Source organism: Nonomuraea sp. NPDC001684 (assembly GCF_053596515.1).
Window position 1 is genome coordinate 1 of the sequence record NZ_JBSFGJ010000022.1, and the last position, 15,154, is coordinate 15,154.

The following is a 15,154-nucleotide window of genomic DNA, read 5'->3' on the forward strand; positions in this document are numbered from 1 at the left end:
GTGCGCTGGTGCGGCCCCGGTGAGCTGGCGCTCCTGCCGCTCACCGAGGGGCTGCTCGCATGCCTGACCGAGTGGGGCGTGCTCACCGGCTGGCGGTGAGGCTGGAGGTCCACAGGATCAGGTGGTCGGTGTCGTACGTCGTGGACCTGCCCAGCGCCACCACCTCCGTGCCGCTGATCGCCACGGCCGTCAGGGCCTGCATGCCGAGGCCGGAGAGCCGGTCCCTGGTCAGGGCCATGCGGTTCCACGACAGGCCGTCCTGGGAGACCCAGGCCGCGCTGTCGCCCTCGCCCGGGACGCCGTGCCAGCCGACCGCCACCAGGCCCTGGTCGCCCGCGGCCAGGTCGTGCACGGCCGCCGCCTGGTCCGCGGGCAGCCAGGCCGTCGTCCAGCTCTCGCCGTCGTCGTCGGAGACGGCGGAGAAGGCGCGGCGTGAGCCGTCCGTCACGGCCGTGCCGATCGCGACGAGCTTGTCGTGGTACGTCGTGACCTGCCGCAGCCCGGCCGACGTGGCGTCCGGCGGGGTGACCCGTTTGCGGGCGCTCCAGTTCACGCCGTCGTCGGAGAACCAGACCACGCTGTTCTCCCGGTCGCCGGTCCCCGACCCGCCGACCGCGACGTAGCCGCCCTGGGTCGCGATCACGTCGTGGACGCGTACGCCCGAGCCGCCCTGGGGCAGCTTCCTGGACCGGGTGTACTTGCGCAGGTCGGGCGTGAACCACATGGCGGCGGCCACCGAGCCCGCCTGGTCGTGGGACTCGCCGGCCAGCACGTACCCCTTCTTGCCCGCCGCGACGGCGTGGGTGTCCAGGTAGGGCCGGTCGCGGTCGCGGGCCAGGTCGCCGGAGACCGGCACGCGCCGCCAGTTCTCGCCGTCGTCGGAGGTGACGAGCAGGGGGTCGGTGACGGCCAGGTTCGTCTGGGTGCTGCCGGCCGCCAGCCAGCCGCGCCCGCCGTGGGCGACGTCCTCCAGGATCTGCCTGCCGGGGCCGCCGAGGCTCATCGACTTCCAGCGCTGCCAGTTGCTGATCGTCCACAGGCCGGCGTCGCCGGAGGCGGCGCCGACCGCTACGTACCGGCCGCCGGCGGCCGCCAGGCGGGTGGTCTCGCGCGAGACCCTGGTCAGGCCCTCGACCTGGCCGAGCTGGACGCGGGAGGCGGCGCCGCGCGGCGGCGCGGTCATCAGCACCAGCTGGTTGTCGACGTCGGAGGCGGCCTGGTCGCCGCCGGCGAACAGGGTGCCGCCGTCGGAGATCGTGAACCCGCGCAGCGTGGCGCCCGCCAGGTCGCCGAGGTCGGCCCGCTTGGCCCAGCCGCGGCCGTCGGCGCTGGTCAGGACCGAGTACTTACCCAAGGTGGCCTGGCTGATCGCGGCCACGCCGGACCGGTAGGAGACCAGCGACTCCACCCCGGGGCTCTCGCCGCTCAGGCCGCCGATGGAACCGCACTGCGACCACTGGGCGCCGGTGGGCGAGCAGTAGACGCGCACGCCGCCGTCGACCGTACGCTGCCGGGTCGGCACCAGGACGAACCGTTTGGGCAGCACGGCCACCGTGCCCGTGCGCGGCTCGGCCTCGGGCAGCTGGAAGCCGGTCGCCTGCCAGCCGCGTCCGCCGTCGGAGGAGCGCAGCACCCGCGAGCCGCTTCCCTCGGACGGGCGGCCGACGGCCACGACCGTGTCGCCCTGGGCGACGACCGCCCTGATCTCCTGGACGTCCAGCCCTCTGGTCTCCACGCGCTCCCAGGCCCGGCCGTCGGACGAGCGCCAGGCCGCCGGGCCGGGGCCGCCGTCCCCCGGCGTGGCGCCGACGGCGACGAAGCCGGAGGCCGTCCTGGCGATGTCGTAGATCTGGTCGCCGGGGCGGAAGGCGGCCATGCCGGTCGCGTTGACCGTCGTCCAGCTGAAGCCGTCGACGCTGGTCCACAGGCCGCGCTCGCCGGACGGGCCGTCGCCGCCGCTGGCCAGCCAGCGGCCGTCGCCGCCGACCACGCGCTGGACGATGGGCGTGGAGGCGCCGCTCACCTGGCCGAGCTGCCAGTGCTTGCCGGCGTCGGGCGAGAACAGGAAGAGCGGGCGCGGGGTCGGGCTGGTGGTGTCGCTGCCCACCGCGACCACCGCGCGGCCGACGGAGACGATGTCGTTGAGCTTCTGGTTGGTGCCGACGCCGGCGGCCGGGACGGTGAAGAGGTCGTCCCCCGAACGGCCGGTGCCGGCCTCCAGGCGCAGCCCGGTGGCGTCGGTGTCGCTCCAGCGCCATACGAGCACCCCTGCGGCCACCAGGAGCGCCAGGGCCATGGTGAGGGCTATGGGGGCGGCCCTGCTGCCCCTGTGCACGGGGCTGGACCTGCGTACGGCGGCCGGGGCCGGGCCTCTGTGGTGCCTGCCGCCGGCCCCGGCGGGGCGCGGCGGGCCGGTGGCGACCAGCAGGTCCGGTCTCGTGGGACGCCCGCCGGGCGGCCGGCCCACCCGCCTGACCTCGGCGTCCTCCTCGCCGGCCGCCGCGAGCCCGGCTTCCCGGCCCTCGGGATCGCGGGACTCGGGGACGCGAGACTCCGGGACGCGGGACTCCGGATCGCCGGACTCGGGGGCGTCGGACTGGGGGTCGTGCGGTCCGGGGGCCTGGGGGCCGGGGGTCTCCGGCTGCGAGGGCGGGGGCTGCGTGACGGGGGCGGGGGCCTCGTCGGCGGGGAGCGGCAGGTGGTAGGGCGGCTCGCGGTAGGGGCCCGCGGGGGCCGTGCCCTCCTGGGGGCCGTCGGCGAGCGGGGCCGGGGGCCCGGACGGGGGCGCAGAGGGTGGGGGCGCGGCGGGGGGTTCCTGGCGGGGCGGGCCGCCGGCGACGAGCTTGTCCGGGCGGTTGACGATGCGCCGGGGGCGACGGCGCGGCTCGACCTCGGGCTCGGCCGTCGGCGAGCTGTACGGTCTGCGCCCCTTGGGCGGCTCCTGCGGCGATTCCTCCGGGATCGGGGACGCGAACGGCGGCATGCCCCAAGGGGAGGTCAAGGGTAAGCCCCGGGCCCGGTCGTCGGTGGGGCCGGGCGGGGAGTGGCAGATCCTGGGCTCCCCGGAAGAGGCCCCGGCCTGCTCGGAAGAGGCCCTGGCCTGCCCGGGAGAGGTTCCGGGCTCCTCGGGAGAGGGGGGTTCCGCGGCGTCCTCGGGACGCGGGTCGTCGTCGTCCGGCGGTCGCCGTGGCGGATCGCTGGGGCCGGAGGCCACGCGCCGCACCTCCTAGTCGAACTCGTCGTACAGGTGGAACCCGTCGAATCGGACCTGGTCAACCGGGTTGCGCGGGGAAACGGTGAGCGAACGGGCCGTTCCTTTACGGACCGTTCCACAAATCCCGTCCCACCTTATGCGCCTATTTTCTACCCCGTCCCACCAAAACGATCACCTCCGTGACGCCCTCGCCTGTCCCACAGGAACCAGACCAGCATGCCTGAGCCGGATTGGCGAGACCTCTCTAGCGAGATTTCCGGAACCTCCCGCCTGATTTATCCAGAAATAGCACTGATTGCCCGCTTTTTGGATATATAGAACACACCAATCGCATACACCGCGAGCTGCACCACCGTTCCCGACAACGCCTGCCACGGGATGGGCGTCTTGCCCTGGTCCAGCGCGTCCTCCAGGCTGCCCGAGGCCGCGCTGAGCCCGAAGGCCAGCATGTTGTTCATCACGTGCAACGCGATCGGCGCCTCCAGCCCCCCGGTCCGCACGGCCAGCCAGCCCATCACCGCGCCGAAGGCGAACACGTCGAGCAGCCCCACCCACGAGTAACCGTGCAGCGACGCGAACAGCAGGGACCCGATGAGGATCGCCCACACCGGATTGCGCACGTGCACGCCGACCGCCTGGACGAACCAGCCGCGGAAGATGTACTCCTCGGTCGCCGCCTGGAACGGCACCAGCAGCACGATCACCACGAGGGCGGGCAGGAACCGCCCCCAGCCGACCCAGCCGAACAGGTCGGAGTAACCCTCCCCCGACAACGACAGGGCCGTGACCTGCGCGATCTGGCCCAGCACCAGCGCCAGCACGGCCAGGCCGAGGCAGCGCAGCAACCAGGACCAGCGCAGCCGTCCGGCGACCGACGACAGCGTGCCGGGCCTGCGGCGCTGGACGAGCGCGGCGGTGCCGAAGACGAGCGGCAGCACGGCCGCGATCGACAGCAGCACCATCACCAGCCCGAACACCGGATCGCCGAAGATCTGCCCGGGGTCGGTCGGCGCGGGCAGGCCGAGGATCAGCTCGGCGGCCTTGCCCACGAGCAGCACGCCGGTGCCGACGACGAAGAACCCGACGCCCACGAGGATCGTGCCGGCGACGGCCCGCCACGGCTCGTTCGCCGCAGTGCGGGCGAGATGGTCGTAACGCGCCCCCCGCGGCGTCGGCAGGAACCAGGACCGCGGCTGCGGCACGGGCGGCGGCCCATAAGGATAGACGGGCGGCCCAGGCGGCTGACTGCCATATGGCGGATTCGGTCCAGGGTTCTCCTGCATCCATACATTCTGTCTGCCGGGTGAGCATTAGTTCACAGACGACCCGCCCCTTTGGGCGGATGCTCGGAGTCGTACGGCATTTCGCCCTTCCGACTTTGGGAGCAGTCCATGTCAAGGCTGGGACCATTCATCACCCTGGCGGCGGGCGCGGTCCTGGCCGCGGGGCTGGGCGTCGCCAGCGTCACCGCGGCACCGGCGGCCGACACCGCGGCCGACACCGCGGCCGACACCGCGCCCACTACCGACACGGCCGCGGCGGGATCCCCCACCGAGGCCGCCGCCGCGCCGTCGCCCTCCGTGTCATCGTCCGTGTCGCCCTCCGTGTCATCGTCCGCGTCGCCCGCGCCCACCGAGGCCGCGAAGATCCCCAAGGCCGACTACGGCGGGTACGTCAAGGGCAACGGCGGCCTGATAGCGATCTCCGTCCGCGACGGCAAGGCCGTCGGCTACTTCTGCGACGGCAGGTCGGAAGCCTGGTTCAAGGGCGGCGAGGCCGGCGGGAAGGCCGTGCTGAAGGGCCCCGGCACGGCCCGGCTGACCGCCACGCTCGGCGGCGGACGCGCCAGGGGCAGCCTGTCCGTCGGCGGCGGGAGGTGGACGTTCACCGCGCCCGCCGTGGTCCGGCCGTCCGGGTTGTACCGGGCGACCGCGCAGGTCAGAGGCGCGAAGCTGCGGGCAGGCTGGATCCGCGTCCCGCGCCCCGGCGGCGGCTACGACCAGGTCGGCGCCGCGTTCCTGGGCCAGGACCAGGTGGAGATCCCCCGGCTGGACGCCGGGCGGCCCACCACCCCCGTGACCGTCGCCGGCGCCACCGTCCTGCCGAAGGACGTGGACGGCTTCATCGAGGAGATGCAATGACCGCCGTCCACCGGCCCTCGCACCGGCCCTCGCGCCGCACGGCCGCCGTGCTCCTGATGCCGCTGCTGGTCGGCGGCCTGGTGGCGCTGGGGCTCGGCGTGTACGGCCGGGCGCACACGCCCACGGGGTTCGCGATCGGCCCGGCCGGGTTCTCCGGCGCGCTGCCGATGAAGGCGTGGCTGACGACCGGGGCGTTCGCGCTGGCGATCGTCCAGGTGGTCTCGGCGCTGTCGATGTGGGGAAGGCTGGGGATCGAGCTGCCGGACGGCGTCCACCGCTGGTCGGGGCGGCTGGCCTTCCTCCTCACGATCCCCGTCGCCTTCCACTGCCTGTACGCCCTGGGCCTGCAGTTCGACGTGCCGCGCGTGCTGGCCCACTCGCTGCTCGGCTGCTTCTTCTACGGCGTGTTCACGGCGAAGATGCTGGCGCTGCCCAAGCGCGACGCGCCGGGCTGGACGTTGCCGCTGCTCGGCGGGCTGGCGTTCACGGCGCTGGTCGGGCTCTGGCTGACCTCGTCGTTGTGGTTCTTCACCGCGGTGGGCGTCAAGGTGTGAACGACTTCGTCCTCGCCAGACCGGCCGCCCTGCCCTTGGCGGCGACGACGAGCGCCATCTTGCGGGACGCCTCGTCGATCATCTCGTCGCCCAGCATGACCGCGCCGCGCCGCTCCACGGTGGTGTAGTGCTCGTACGCCTCCAGGATCAGCTCGGCGTGGTCGTAGTCGTCCTGGCTCGGCGAGAACACCTCGTTGGCCGCCTCCACCTGCAGGGGGTGCAGCACCCACTTGCCGTCGAACCCGAGCGCGGCGGCCCGGCGGGCGATCCGGCGGTAGCCCTCGACGTCCTTGATCTGCAGGTAGGGGCCGTCGATCACCTGGAGGTCGTGCATCCTGGCGGCCATCAGCAGGCGCATGAGGATGTAGTGGTAGGCGTCGCCCTCCTCGTAGCCGGGCGGCTGCTCGCCGACCACGAGGGTGCGCATGTTGATCGAGGCCATGAAGTCGGCCGGCCCGAACACCAGGGCCTCCAGCCTCCTGGACGACCCGGCGATGGCGTCGACGTTGACCAGGCCGCGGGCGTTCTCGATCTGGGCCTCGATGCCGATGCGGCCCACCTCGTAGCCCATCGACCGCTCGATCTGGGTCAGCAGGGTGTCGAGCCAGACGACCTCGGTCGGGTCCTGGACCTTGGGCAGGATCAGGCAGTCGAGGAACTCCCCGGCGCCCTCCACGACCTCGATCACGTCCCGGTACGTCCACATCGTGGTCAGGTCGTTGACCCTGACCGCGCGGGTCCTGCCGGTCCAGTCGCCCTCGCGCAGCGCGGTCACGACGTTCTTGCGGGCCTCGTCCTTGGCCAGCGGCGCGACGGAGTCCTCAAGGTCGAGGAAGACCTCGTCGGCGGGCAGGGTCTGGGCCTTCTCCAGGAAGCGGGGGTTGCTGCCCGGCACGGAGAGCACGGAACGACGTGAGCGCATGCGCCCACGCTAACGGCTGCGGGGCGGCCCGCGGCAGGCGTCCCCCGTCTATGGGCACGATCAGCTGTTCCAGTAGCGCTGCTCGCGCCACGGGTCGCCGTAGTTGTGGTACCCGGCCCGTTCCCAGAAGCCGGGCCGGTCGCGGTCGAGCAGGCGCAGGCCCTTGACCCATTTGGCGGACTTCCAGAGGTACAGGTGCGGGACCAGCAGCCGGGCCGGGCCGCCGTGCTCGGCGGGCAGCGGGTCGCCGTCGAAGGTGTGGACGATCCACGCCCTGCCGTCGCGCAGGTCGGCGAGCGGCAGGTTGGTCGTGTAGCCGCCGTGGCAGTACGCCTCCGCGAACTCCGCCCGCGTGTCCACGTCGTCGAGCAGGACGTCGAGCGACACGCCCTGCCAGTCGGTGTCGAACTTCGACCAGCCGGTGACGCAGTGGAGGTCGGTGTGCGGGGCGCTCTGGGGCAGGTCGAGCAGCTCGTCCCAGGTCCAGACGCGTTCCCGGCCGGCCTCGGTGACCAGGGTGAACGTCCAGCCGGCGGTGTCCACCCGGGGCGTCGGGCCCGCGGACAGGACGGGGAAGCCGGGCGTGAGGTACTGGCCGGGCGGCAGGCGGTCGTCGTGCCCGCCGCGTCCCTTGAAGCCCTTCGAGACGACGGCCACGGTCAGCCACCTCCCTGCACGGGCGTCTCCAGCAGGCCGAGGCCCGGCATCGCGGCCATCATCCGGCCCGGCGCCTCCACGAGGGTCATGAGCACGTTGTCGCAGTTCGGGCAGCGCAGCACGGTGCCGGGGGCGGGGCCGTACACGGTGGCCTCCCCCAGCGGGCCGTTCATGCCGCACTGCGCGCAGACGCCCTGGGCGGCCGTCATGTCCCGGCCGAAGAACTGGGCCAGCGGGCCTGCCGCGGCGTTGCCGTCCACGGGTTGTTGCATGGTGTCTCTCCTAGCCGTACCGCTCGGTGCGGATGTCGGTGGGCGGGTAGCCCAGGGCGGTGAGGATCGCGGCGACGTGCTCGACGAACGCGGTCGGGCCGCAGACGTAGGCCAGCGGCTCGTGGGCGGGCGGCCAGGCCAGCCGGACCAGTTGCGAGCGGTCCACCCGGCCCACGGGCTCGGGCCAGTCGGTGGGGGCCGAGCGGGTGTAGACGAAGGTCACCTCGGCGCCGGCGGACTCCAGCTCGTCGCGGTAGATCACCTGGCCGGGGTCGCGTACGGAGTAGACCAGCCGTACCGGGGTGCCGTCGCCCAGCCGGGCGCGGTGGCGCAGCATCGAGCGCAGCGGCACCACGCCGGACCCGCCCGCGACCAGCAGCAGCGGCCGCCGCTCCGGCATGGGCTCCCACACGAAGTAGCCGCCGATCGGGCCGCGCACCTCCACCTGGTCGCCGGCCTCGGCCACCTCCACCAGGTACGGCGACACCTCGCCGCCCGCCACCCTGACCACGGTGATCGAGGGCCGCTCGCCGGGCGCGCCGGCCAGCGAGTACGCCCGGGTCGCCTGGTAGCCGTCGTCGGCCGTCAGCCGCACGTCCACGTGCTGACCGGCGCGGTGACCCGGCCAGCCGGGCACGTCGAGCAGCAACGTACGCGTCTGGTCGGTCTCCGGGACGACCTCGGCGATCGTGGCCGGCTGCCAGGTCAGTCGTCGTAGTACCGCTGTTCCCGCCATGGGTCCCCGAAGTTGTGATAGCCGGACCGCTCCCAGAAGCCTGGGCGGTCCTCGTCCATGAGCCACAGCTCGTGGATCCACTTGGCGCTCTTCCACAGGTAGTGGGCGGGCACCAGCATCCGCACCGGGCCGCCGTGCTCGGGCGGGATCGGCGCGCCCTCGTAGGCGTAGACCAGCCACGCCTTGCCGTCCACGATCTCCTCGACCGGCAGGTTGGTGGCGTAGCCGCCGTAGCTGACGGCCAGGGCGTACCCGGCCGCCCGGTCGGCGCCGGTCAGCAGCCGGTCGAGGGACACGCCCGTCCAGGTGGTGTCGAGCTTGCTCCAGTGGGTGACGCAGTGGATGTCCACGGTGATCTGCTCGGCGGGCAGCGACAGCAGGTCCGTCCACGTCCAGGTGGGCTCGCCCGCGCCGCCTCTGACGGTGAACGACCAGCGCTCGGTCCGGATGTGCTGCGTCGCCCCCGCGGTGAGCACCGGGAAGCCCTCGGCCAGGTACTGCCCCGGCGGCACCCGCCCGGCCAGCTCCGGCCGCGGCCGCCGGAAGTGTTTTCCGGCGAAGCCGCGAGAGACGATCCCCATGAATGCGGTTCTCCCCGACAGAGCACCCGGCGGACACCAGAAAAGGGCAAAGTGTTCAGCCGGTGACTCCGTGGGCGCGCAGGCGGGCGATCAGGCCGTCGATGCCGCACGGCTGGTTCCAGCCGGTCGAGGAGAAGATCTCGTCCCTGCCGCCGACGGCCCGGCCGCCGGGATCGTCGGTCACCTCGTGCAGGATCACGCCCTGCGGGGGCGTCGACCAGGCGACCGCACGTCCCTCGACGACCTTGCCGGTCGGTCTGGCACGGTTCATGAACAGCAGCACCCGGGTGCCCGGGGGCACCGCGCGGGCGAAGTCGGCCACGCTGTGGACCGGCGTGCCCGCGTCGTCCACCGCCGCCCCTTGGTAGAAGGCGACGTCCGCGACGTCCGCTGCGGCGGCCTTGAGCCGCTCGCCGACCTGGGTGCGCATGAGGACGTGATGGGTGCGGTCCCCCAGGATGCCCTCCTCGACCACGGGCCCGGCGACCCAGCCCGTCACGTGGCCGGTGACGACGGTCTCCACCTTCCCGGCGAGCGCCTCGGGCGTCGGGGACGCCGGGTAGTCGTACACGACCTGCCGCAGGACGCGCGTGTCCAGCGGGCCCGTACGGGCGGAGGCCGCGCACCCGGACGGCGGTTCCGGACCGGCGGCGCCGCAGCCCGCGACGAGGAGGAGCACGAGGATGAACGACCGCATACCGATGAAACGCGCGCGGGCCCCGAGCGGTTCGGGGGTTACAGTCTGATCGTGAGCGACGACATCGCGGCCATCGAGGAGGGCGCCAAGAAGTCCGGCATCCTCTGGCTCGCCCTCGACCGCCCGCGCCTGGCCTGGCACGCCTGGCACGACGGCGCCATCTACCTCGTGACCGGCGGCGGCGAGCAGGACCTGCCGGGGCTCGGCGCGCTCGACCGGGTGCGGGTGACGCTGCGCAGCAAGGACAACGGCGCGCGGCTGGTGGAGTTCGACGCGGCGGTCTCGGTCGTCGACCAGGCCGCGGCGGCCGACGCCGTGGCGGTATTGGCCAAGGAGCGGCTCAACGCCCCCGACAGCGAGCACCTGACCGAGCGCTGGGCCCGCGACTCGACCGTCCTGCGCCTCACACCGGAACGCTGACCCTCGGCCGCGCCCGGGCCGCGGCGGCCGGGCTCACACCTGGGCGGTGATCTCGGCCGGCCGGTCCGGGGCGGGGGCCGGTTCGCCGCCCGAGGTGGCGGTCTGGGCGAGCAGCGCGCCGCCGAGCACGATCAGCCCGCCGACGATCTGGAACACCCCCAGCGTCTCGCCGACCAGCGCCCACGCGACCACCGCGCCGCCGATGACCTCCAGCGAGGCGACCGTCGCCCCCACCGCCGCCGACAGCCGCCGCACCATGTTCATGCTGAGGATGTACGCCAGCGCGGTCGCCACCAGCACCAGCCACAGGTACGCCCCCAGCACCGGCAGCGTCGTGCCGCCCTGCGGGGCGACGGAGACCGTGAAAGCCTCCCAGGGGATGTCCCAGGGCTGCGCGAAGGGGACGAGCACGACGGCCGAGCCGACCATGCCCCACGCGACCAGGCCGAGCAGGTCGATGTCGGGGCCCATGCTGTCGCCCATCAGGAAGTAACCGGCGCAGCACGCCCCGGCCAGCAGGCCGAGGAGCAGGCCGAACGCGTCCAGGCGCATGCCCTGCCACGCCTCGACGACGATCGCCAGGCCGACGAACGCGATCACCGCGCCGACGTACGCGGCCCCGGCCAGGCGTACCTTGCGGACGAGCCTGACCCAGGCCACCACCATCACCGGCGCCATGAACTCCAGCAGCAGCGCGATCCCCACCGGCAGCCGGGTGATGGCGACGAAGTAGAGCGACTGCACGCCCGCGACGGCCATCACGGTGTAGAGCCCGAGGAACGGCAGCCGGGCCCGCGGGATGCGCAGGGCCCGCGGCTTGACCACCGCCAGCACCGCGACCAGCAGCAGCCCGGCGCCCGCCATCCGGGTCCAGACGGCCTCGACCGGCGCCAGCCCGGCGGTGATGAGGTACTTGGCCATCGGCCCGGAGAACGCGAAACAACACGACGACACGAATGCCAGTGCGAGCCCCGCCAGCCTCATGGTCTACCCCTAGTGCCCAGTAATCAGCGTTAAATGCGTTTGATACTGACATGCCAGGCAACCGGGGCGCAACGGCGTCTCACTGTTAGCCTGGCCCACGTGAAGATCTTCGTGGCCCGGCTGGCGGGGACCCCCGTCTTCGACCCCACGGGCGATCAGATCGGCCGGGTCCGCGACGTGGTCGTGGGCCTGCGCATCACCGGCAACCCCCAGGTGCACGGCATGGTCGTCGAGGTGCAGCCGCGCCGCCGGGTGTTCCTGCCGATCACCCGCGTGCGCCGCATCGAGGCGGGCGCGGTCGTCTTCACCGGGCGGCTGAACATGCGCAGGTTCGAGCAGCGCGCCTCGGAGACCCTGGTCATCGGCGAGGTGCTCGACCTGTCCGTGCGCGTCGGCGACGAGCCCATGACCGTCTACGACGTCGCCATGGAGGAGACCCTGCCGTCCCGGTGGGAGATCACCAAGGTCGCGCTCTTCAAGGGCCGCCGGCGCGAGCCCAGGACGGTCGACTGGACCGAGGTGTCCGGCTTCGACACCCTGCAGAAGGACCAGGGCGCGGCCGGGCTGATCGCCGCGTTCGAGTCGCTGCGCGCCGCCGACATGGCCAGCGCCCTGCACGAGCTGCCCAGCAAGCGGCGCATCGAGATCGCCCGCGAGCTCGCCGACGACCGCCTGGCCGACGTGCTGGAGGAGCTGCCGCCCGACGACCAGATCGGCATCCTCGGCACCCTCGAACCCGAGCGGGCCGCCGACGTCCTGGAGGAGATGAGCCCCGACGACGCCGCCGACCTGCTGCACGACCTGCCCGAGGACCAGGCGGCCAGGCTGCTGGCGCTCATGGAGCCCGGCGAGGCGGCCCCGGTGCGGCGGCTGCTGACCTACGCCGACGACACCGCGGGCGGCGTGATGACCAGCGAGCCGGTGGTCCTGCCGCCCAACGCGACGGTGGCCGAGGCGCTGGCCCACATCCGCCAGCAGGACCTGCCGCCCGCCGTCGCCGCCCAGGTCTACGTGACCAGGCCGCCCACCGAGACGCCCACCGGCACGTACCTGGGGGTCTCGCACTTCCAGCGGCTGCTGCGCGAGCCGCCCTCGACGCTGCTGGGCCGCGTGCTCGACCCCTCGCTCGACCCGATCAGGCCCGACTTCACCCTGCGCCAGGTCCACGCCTTCCTGGCCAACTACAACCTGGTCGCCGCCCCGGTCGTGGACGAGCTGGGCAGGCTGGTCGGCGCGGTGACCGTCGACGACGTCCTCGACCACCTGCTTCCCGACGACTGGCGCGAGGGGGACCACCGTGACCACTGACCGGCTCGACCAGCCGCGGGCGCTGCGCCGATCGCTGCGCCCGCACTACGACCCCGAGGCGTTCGGCCGCCTCTCGGAGCGCATCGCCCGCTTCCTCGGCACGGCCCGCTTCATCGTCTACATGACGGTGTTCGTGGCGATCTGGGTGATCTGGAACATCGCCGCTCCCCCGGCGCTCAAGTGGGACCCGTACCCGTTCATCTTCCTCACGCTGATGTTGTCGCTCCAGGCCAGCTACGCCGCGCCGCTCATCCTGCTCGCCCAGAACCGCCAGGACGACCGCGACCGCATCCAGTACGAGCAGGACCGCGAGGCCGCCGACCGCAACCAGGCCGAGATCGAGTACCTCACCCGCGAGATCGCCGGCCTGCGCCTGGCGCTCAACGAGGTCGCCACCCGCGACTACCTGCGCGCCGAGCTCGGCCGGCTGCTGGAGGAGCTCAACAAACGTCAGTGACGTCGAGCCTGGCCAGCAGCGCCCGCACCTCGCCGAGGTCGCCCGCGTCCAGCAGGTCGAGGAACTGGTTCTTGACCCCGCGCAGGTACGTCGGCGTGGCCTCGGCCAGCCGCGCGGCGCCCGGCTCGGTCAGCACCGCGAACAGCCCGCGGGCGTCGTCGGAGCACGCCTCCCGCCCGACCAGCCCGTGGCGCTGCAACCGGTCGATCAGCCTGGTCAGCCCGCTGCGCGAGAGCAGCACGCGATCGGCCAGGTCGTTCATGCGCAGCCGCCGCCCCGGCGCCTCGGCGAGCTGCGCCAGCACCTCGTACGAGGCCAGCGGCAGGTCGTGGGCCACCAGCAGCTCGGCCTCCAGGCGGCGGGCGATGCGCACCTGGGCCCGCTGCAACATCCGCCAGACCGCCAGTTCCTCGGCGGTGAGCCCCTCGTCGCGCAGCAGAGTCACGCAGTAACCTTAGACGTTGTTGCACAGACACCTAACAGCGCGGATTAACTGAGCGGCGCCCCTGGTTCATACCATGAAGGGGCATTTCTCACTGGCTTTCAGCGCCTGTCACACATAGACCGACTAAGGAGGGACGGCACTCCCTCGTGCCGAGACTTCGATGGCACCAACCCAGGAACAGGTGACGGCCGCCCTCGCCACCGTCATCGACCCCGAGATCCGTCGCCCGATCACGGACCTCGACATGGTCAAGAACATCGAGATCGCCCCCGACGGCGCGGTCCGGGTGGGCGTCTACCTCACCGTGTCAGGCTGTCCGATGAAGGACACCATCACCCGCGACGTGAAGACGGCGGTCGGCAAGGTCGGCGGCGTGACGGACGTCCAGATCGAGCTCGACGTCATGAGCGCCGAGCAGCGCAAGACCCTGCAGACCAAGCTGCGGGGCGACCGGGGCCCGGAGAAGGAGATCCCCTTCAACCAGCCCGGCTCGCTCACCCGCGTCTTCGCCGTCGCGAGCGGCAAGGGCGGCGTGGGCAAGTCGTCGGTCACGGTCAACCTGGCCGCCGCGATGGCGTCCAACGGCCTCAAGGTCGGCATCGTCGACGCCGACATCTACGGTCACAGCATTCCTCGCATGCTGGGCGCCGCCGAGCGTCCCACCAAGGTCGAGGACATGATCATGCCGCCGTCGGCGCACGACATCAAGGTCATCTCCGTCGGCATGTTCAAGCCCGAGGGCAACTCGCCGGTCGTGTGGCGCGGCCCGATGCTCGACCGGGCGCTCCACCAGTTCCTGGCCGACGTCTACTGGGGCGACCTCGACGTCCTGCTGCTCGACCTGCCGCCGGGCACCGGCGACATCGCCATCTCGGTGGCGCAGCGGCTCCCGTCGGCGGAGATCCTGGTCGTGACCACGCCCCAGCAGGCCGCCGCCGAGGTGGCCGAGCGGGCCGGCTCGATCGCCGCCCAGACCCACCAGCAGATCGCCGGCGTCATCGAGAACATGTCCTGGCTGCCCTGCCCCCACTGCGACGAGCGCGTGGCCGTGTTCGGCGAGGGCGGCGGCCAGACCGTCGCCGACGCCCTGACCCGCACGCTGGGCGCCCGCGTCCCGCTGCTCGGCCAGGTGCCGATCGACCTGCGCCTGCGCGAGGGCGGCGACGAGGGCAAGCCGCTGGTGCTGACCGACCCCGACTCGCCCGCCGCCGCGGAGCTGCGGAAGATCGCCGCCGGTCTGAGCAAGCGCTCCTCCAGCATCAAGGGCATGCAGCTCGGCCTCGCGCCCAACCGTTCCTGACCCGCTCATACGAAGACGGGCCCGCCCAGCGGAAGCTGGGCGGGCCCGTCGCGCGTCTGCAGGGTGCGTCAGGTGGCCTCGGAGTCGTAGGGGGGCAGCTCGCCATAGGCGAGCTCCGACGGCGGCTCAGCGGCGTCGTAGGACGCGACGGCGGCCGGCTCCAGGTCTTTGGGCCGGCCGTTCCAGTCGTCCTCCAGCTCGTCGAGGAGGTGCTTGCGGACGAAGTTCTTCGGGTTGAGGTCGGCGGGGTCGAAGTTCTGGAACTCCGGCCCGAGGCCCGCCCGCAGGTCGTCGCGCGCGTTGTTGGCCATGCGCCGCAGGTTGCGCAGCGTCTTGCCCGCCTGCGAGGCGGCCTGCGGCAACTTGTCAGGACCGAAGACCAGGAGCGCGATGACGATCAGCGCTCCGACCTCCATCCACCCGAGTCCGAACACCGTACGCTCCTACCCGCAGTCCACAATCCTCT

The 15,154-nt window shown here is 72.7% G+C and carries 17 protein-coding genes; 6 read left to right on the forward strand and 11 right to left on the reverse strand.

Annotated elements, in window-relative coordinates; all coding sequences use genetic code 11:
• Positions 1-82: 82 nt before the first annotated feature.
• Both ACWCSD_RS07185 and ACWCSD_RS07190 read right to left on the reverse strand, forming a co-directional pair.
• Positions 83-2,983: a hypothetical protein gene (locus ACWCSD_RS07185; RefSeq protein WP_449913514.1), complete on the reverse strand. Its 2,901-nt coding sequence runs from the start codon at positions 2,981-2,983 to the stop codon at positions 83-85.
• 506 nt (positions 2,984-3,489) lie between these two features.
• Entirely contained in the window at positions 3,490-4,416 is a 927-nt protein-coding gene (locus ACWCSD_RS07190; RefSeq protein ID WP_449913515.1) for a CPBP family intramembrane glutamic endopeptidase, read from the reverse strand.
• Between the two features lie 189 nt (positions 4,417-4,605).
• Between ACWCSD_RS07190 and ACWCSD_RS07195 the strand changes: the two genes are divergently transcribed.
• Positions 4,606-5,355 (forward strand): hypothetical protein, encoded by a 750-nt coding sequence (locus ACWCSD_RS07195; protein WP_449913516.1) that lies wholly within the window; start codon positions 4,606-4,608, stop codon positions 5,353-5,355.
• Positions 5,352-5,909, forward strand: coding sequence for a DUF6529 family protein (locus ACWCSD_RS07200; protein WP_449913518.1), 558 nt, complete (start codon positions 5,352-5,354; stop codon positions 5,907-5,909). Before ACWCSD_RS07195 ends, ACWCSD_RS07200 begins: the two co-directional genes overlap by 4 nt.
• On the opposite strand, the gene ACWCSD_RS07205 is transcribed toward ACWCSD_RS07200, so the two are convergent.
• Genes ACWCSD_RS07205 through ACWCSD_RS07230 form a run of 6 tightly spaced genes read right to left on the reverse strand, consistent with a single transcriptional unit; the run spans position 5,899 to position 9,774 of the window.
• On the reverse strand, positions 5,899-6,831 hold the full coding sequence (locus ACWCSD_RS07205) for an HpcH/HpaI aldolase/citrate lyase family protein (protein ID WP_352352861.1): 933 nt from the start codon (positions 6,829-6,831) through the stop codon (positions 5,899-5,901). The genes ACWCSD_RS07200 and ACWCSD_RS07205 overlap by 11 nt on opposite strands.
• A gap of 60 nt (positions 6,832-6,891) precedes the next feature.
• Complete coding sequence (locus ACWCSD_RS07210; RefSeq protein WP_449913520.1) at positions 6,892-7,488, reverse strand: sulfite oxidase-like oxidoreductase; 597 nt, start codon at positions 7,486-7,488, stop codon at positions 6,892-6,894.
• Between the two features lie 2 nt (positions 7,489-7,490).
• On the reverse strand, positions 7,491-7,760 hold the full coding sequence (locus ACWCSD_RS07215; protein ID WP_352319227.1) for a DUF6510 family protein: 270 nt from the start codon (positions 7,758-7,760) through the stop codon (positions 7,491-7,493).
• A gap of 10 nt (positions 7,761-7,770) precedes the next feature.
• On the reverse strand, positions 7,771-8,496 hold the full coding sequence (locus ACWCSD_RS07220; protein ID WP_352352863.1) for a ferredoxin reductase: 726 nt from the start codon (positions 8,494-8,496) through the stop codon (positions 7,771-7,773).
• Positions 8,466-9,077 (reverse strand): molybdopterin-dependent oxidoreductase, encoded by a 612-nt coding sequence (locus ACWCSD_RS07225; RefSeq protein WP_352319223.1) that lies wholly within the window; start codon positions 9,075-9,077, stop codon positions 8,466-8,468. Before ACWCSD_RS07225 ends, ACWCSD_RS07220 begins: the two co-directional genes overlap by 31 nt.
• Before the next feature lie 55 nt (positions 9,078-9,132).
• The gene (locus tag ACWCSD_RS07230; protein WP_449913522.1) at positions 9,133-9,774 is read right to left on the reverse strand and encodes a hypothetical protein; all 642 of its coding nucleotides are present in this window, start codon (positions 9,772-9,774) and stop codon (positions 9,133-9,135) included.
• A gap of 51 nt (positions 9,775-9,825) precedes the next feature.
• Here ACWCSD_RS07230 and ACWCSD_RS07235 point away from each other — a divergent pair, with 51 nt between their 5' ends.
• Positions 9,826-10,194, forward strand: a complete 369-nt coding sequence (locus tag ACWCSD_RS07235; RefSeq protein ID WP_352319219.1) for a hypothetical protein — start codon at positions 9,826-9,828, stop codon at positions 10,192-10,194.
• Between the two features lie 33 nt (positions 10,195-10,227).
• Here the strand turns inward: ACWCSD_RS07235 and ACWCSD_RS07240 are convergent, their stop codons facing one another.
• The gene (locus tag ACWCSD_RS07240) at positions 10,228-11,115 is read right to left on the reverse strand and encodes an EamA family transporter (protein WP_449913523.1); all 888 of its coding nucleotides are present in this window, start codon (positions 11,113-11,115) and stop codon (positions 10,228-10,230) included.
• Positions 11,116-11,277: 162 nt separating this feature from the next.
• Between ACWCSD_RS07240 and ACWCSD_RS07245 the strand changes: the two genes are divergently transcribed.
• Both ACWCSD_RS07245 and ACWCSD_RS07250 read left to right on the forward strand, forming a co-directional pair.
• Positions 11,278-12,486 (forward strand): magnesium transporter MgtE N-terminal domain-containing protein, encoded by a 1,209-nt coding sequence (locus tag ACWCSD_RS07245; protein ID WP_387677300.1) that lies wholly within the window; start codon positions 11,278-11,280, stop codon positions 12,484-12,486.
• A complete protein-coding gene (locus ACWCSD_RS07250) occupies positions 12,476-12,943 on the forward strand; it encodes a DUF1003 domain-containing protein (protein ID WP_387677298.1) in 468 nt (155 codons plus the stop codon). The genes ACWCSD_RS07245 and ACWCSD_RS07250 overlap by 11 nt, the downstream gene beginning before the upstream one ends.
• Here the strand turns inward: ACWCSD_RS07250 and ACWCSD_RS07255 are convergent.
• Positions 12,927-13,388 (reverse strand): MarR family winged helix-turn-helix transcriptional regulator, encoded by a 462-nt coding sequence (locus ACWCSD_RS07255; RefSeq protein ID WP_397161182.1) that lies wholly within the window; start codon positions 13,386-13,388, stop codon positions 12,927-12,929. The genes ACWCSD_RS07250 and ACWCSD_RS07255 overlap by 17 nt on opposite strands.
• 160 nt (positions 13,389-13,548) lie before the next feature.
• On the opposite strand from ACWCSD_RS07255, the gene ACWCSD_RS07260 reads away from it, so the two are divergent.
• Positions 13,549-14,688, forward strand: a complete 1,140-nt coding sequence (locus ACWCSD_RS07260; protein WP_397161184.1) for an Mrp/NBP35 family ATP-binding protein — start codon at positions 13,549-13,551, stop codon at positions 14,686-14,688.
• A gap of 68 nt (positions 14,689-14,756) precedes the next feature.
• Here the strand turns inward: ACWCSD_RS07260 and ACWCSD_RS07265 are convergent, their stop codons facing one another.
• Positions 14,757-15,122 carry a sec-independent translocase gene (locus tag ACWCSD_RS07265; protein ID WP_358294385.1) on the reverse strand — a complete coding sequence of 122 codons (366 nt, stop codon included), beginning with the start codon at positions 15,120-15,122 and terminating at the stop codon, positions 14,757-14,759.
• Positions 15,123-15,154 lie beyond the last annotated feature (32 nt).

Bases quoted from the DNA above. Each gene is read 5' to 3' on its own strand.
- ACWCSD_RS07215 (WP_352319227.1), bottom strand. From the start codon at position 7,760: ATGCAACAACCCGTGGACGGCAACGCCGCGGCAGGCCCGCTGGCCCAG.
- ACWCSD_RS07205 (WP_352352861.1), bottom strand. From the start codon at position 6,831: ATGCGCTCACGTCGTTCCGTGCTCTCCGTGCCGGGCAGCAACCCCCGC.
- ACWCSD_RS07200 (WP_449913518.1), top strand. From the start codon at position 5,352: ATGACCGCCGTCCACCGGCCCTCGCACCGGCCCTCGCGCCGCACGGCC.
- ACWCSD_RS07260 (WP_397161184.1), top strand. From the start codon at position 13,549: ATGGCACCAACCCAGGAACAGGTGACGGCCGCCCTCGCCACCGTCATC.
- ACWCSD_RS07240 (WP_449913523.1), bottom strand. From the start codon at position 11,115: ATGGCCAAGTACCTCATCACCGCCGGGCTGGCGCCGGTCGAGGCCGTC.
- ACWCSD_RS07195 (WP_449913516.1), top strand. From the start codon at position 4,606: ATGTCAAGGCTGGGACCATTCATCACCCTGGCGGCGGGCGCGGTCCTG.
- ACWCSD_RS07220 (WP_352352863.1), bottom strand. From the start codon at position 8,496: ATGGCGGGAACAGCGGTACTACGACGACTGACCTGGCAGCCGGCCACG.
- ACWCSD_RS07230 (WP_449913522.1), bottom strand. From the start codon at position 9,774: ATGCGGTCGTTCATCCTCGTGCTCCTCCTCGTCGCGGGCTGCGGCGCC.
- ACWCSD_RS07225 (WP_352319223.1), bottom strand. From the start codon at position 9,077: ATGGGGATCGTCTCTCGCGGCTTCGCCGGAAAACACTTCCGGCGGCCG.
- ACWCSD_RS07185 (WP_449913514.1), bottom strand. From the start codon at position 2,983: ATGCCGCCGTTCGCGTCCCCGATCCCGGAGGAATCGCCGCAGGAGCCG.